Source organism: Paraburkholderia sp. J63 (assembly GCF_905220245.1).
GTDB lineage: Bacteria > Pseudomonadota > Gammaproteobacteria > Burkholderiales > Burkholderiaceae > Paraburkholderia.
This window is the reverse complement of sequence record NZ_CAJMZF010000121.1, coordinates 1-1,492: the sequence shown is the minus strand read 5'-3', so window position 1 is coordinate 1,492 and position 1,492 is coordinate 1. Positions and strand designations below refer to the sequence as shown.

At 61.7% G+C, this 1,492-nt stretch carries 1 protein-coding gene; it reads right to left on the bottom strand.

What is annotated here, in order from left to right; all coding sequences use genetic code 11:
* Positions 1 to 96 precede the first annotated feature (96 nt).
* Positions 97 to 1,398 (bottom strand): citrate synthase, encoded by a 1,302-nt coding sequence (gene gltA / locus U5775_RS38740; protein ID WP_322063406.1) that lies wholly within the window; start codon positions 1,396 to 1,398, stop codon positions 97 to 99.
* Positions 1,399 to 1,492: the final 94 nt, after the last annotated feature.

The following is a 1,492-nucleotide window of genomic DNA, read 5'->3' as shown; positions in this document are numbered from 1 at the left end:
AACGCCCCGACGGGCAACTCCGTCGGGGCGTTTTTCTTACTGCTTCTCACACGCAGCGCGCCGAAAACCGCGCGCCGCGTGACAAGACAGCACGGCTTAGCGCTGCGCGATCGGCTTCGCTTCGCGCGGCGTTTCGCCGACGAAGAGCTGACGCGGACGGCCGATCTTCTGCTCGGGATCGGCGATCATTTCGTTCCACTGCGCAATCCAGCCCACCGTACGCGCCATCGCGAAGATGCAGGTGAACATCGACGTGGGGATGCCCAGCGCGCGCTGCACGATGCCCGAGTAGAAGTCGACGTTCGGGTACAGCTTGCGCGACACGAAGTATTCGTCTTCGAGCGCGATCTTTTCGAGCGCCATCGCGAGCTTGAACAGCGGATCGTCGTGCAGGCCGAGCTCGTTGAGCACTTCGTGGCACGTTTCGCGCATGAGCTTCGCGCGCGGATCGTAGTTCTTGTAGACGCGGTGACCGAAGCCCATCAGCTTCACGCCCGAGTTCTTGTCCTTCACCTTCTTGATGAACTCGGGGATGTTGTCGACCGAGCCGATCTCTTCGAGCATGTTCAGCGCGGCTTCGTTCGCGCCGCCGTGCGCCGGGCCCCACAGACACGCGATACCGGCCGCGATACACGCGAACGGGTTCGCGCCCGACGAACCCGACAGACGCACCGTCGAGGTCGAAGCGTTCTGCTCGTGGTCGGCGTGCAGGATCAGGATACGGTCGAGCGCGCGCACCAGCACGTCGTTGACCTTGTACTCTTCGCACGGGTTCGAGAACATCATGTGCATGAAGTTCGCGCTGTACGAGAGCTCGTTGCGCGGGTACACGAACGGCTGGCCGATCGAATACTTGTACGCCATCGCGACCAGCGTCGGCAGCTTGGCGATCATGCGGATCGCCGAGATGTCGCGGTGACGCGGGTTATTGATGTCGAGCGAATCGTGGTAGAACGCCGAGAGCGCGCCCACTGCCGCGACCAGAATGGCCATCGGGTGTGCGTCGCGGCGGAAGCCACGGAAGAAGAAGTGCATCTGCTCGTGAACCATCGTGTGCTGCGTGACGGTCTTCACGAACTCTTCCTTCTGGGCCTGGTTCGGCAGGTCGCCCTTCAGGAGCAGGTAGCAGGTTTCGAGGAAGTCGGCGTTCTGCGCGAGGTTGTCGATCGGGTAGCCGCGATAGAGCAGCTCGCCCTTATCCCCGTCAATGTACGTGATGGCCGAGTTGCATGCCGCCGTCGACATGAAGCCCGGGTCATACGTGAACTTGCCGGTCTGACCGTACAGTTTGCGGATGTCGATCACGTCCGGGCCCATCGAGCCCTTGTAGATCGGCAGTTCGACGCTCGGCGAATTGTCGCTGAACGATAGCGTGGCTTTTACATCAGACGGGGTCATAGCACATCCTCAATCGAAGATAAACACAGGATTCGATAGTGTCGTCCGGCGCGGCGTCTGCGGCCGCCTGTACAACAGCGGGCACCGCCGCATC

Coding starts and splice junctions, on each gene's coding strand:
- gltA (WP_322063406.1), bottom strand. CDS start 1,398: ATGACCCCGTCTGATGTAAAAGCCACGCTATCGTTCAGCGACAATTCG.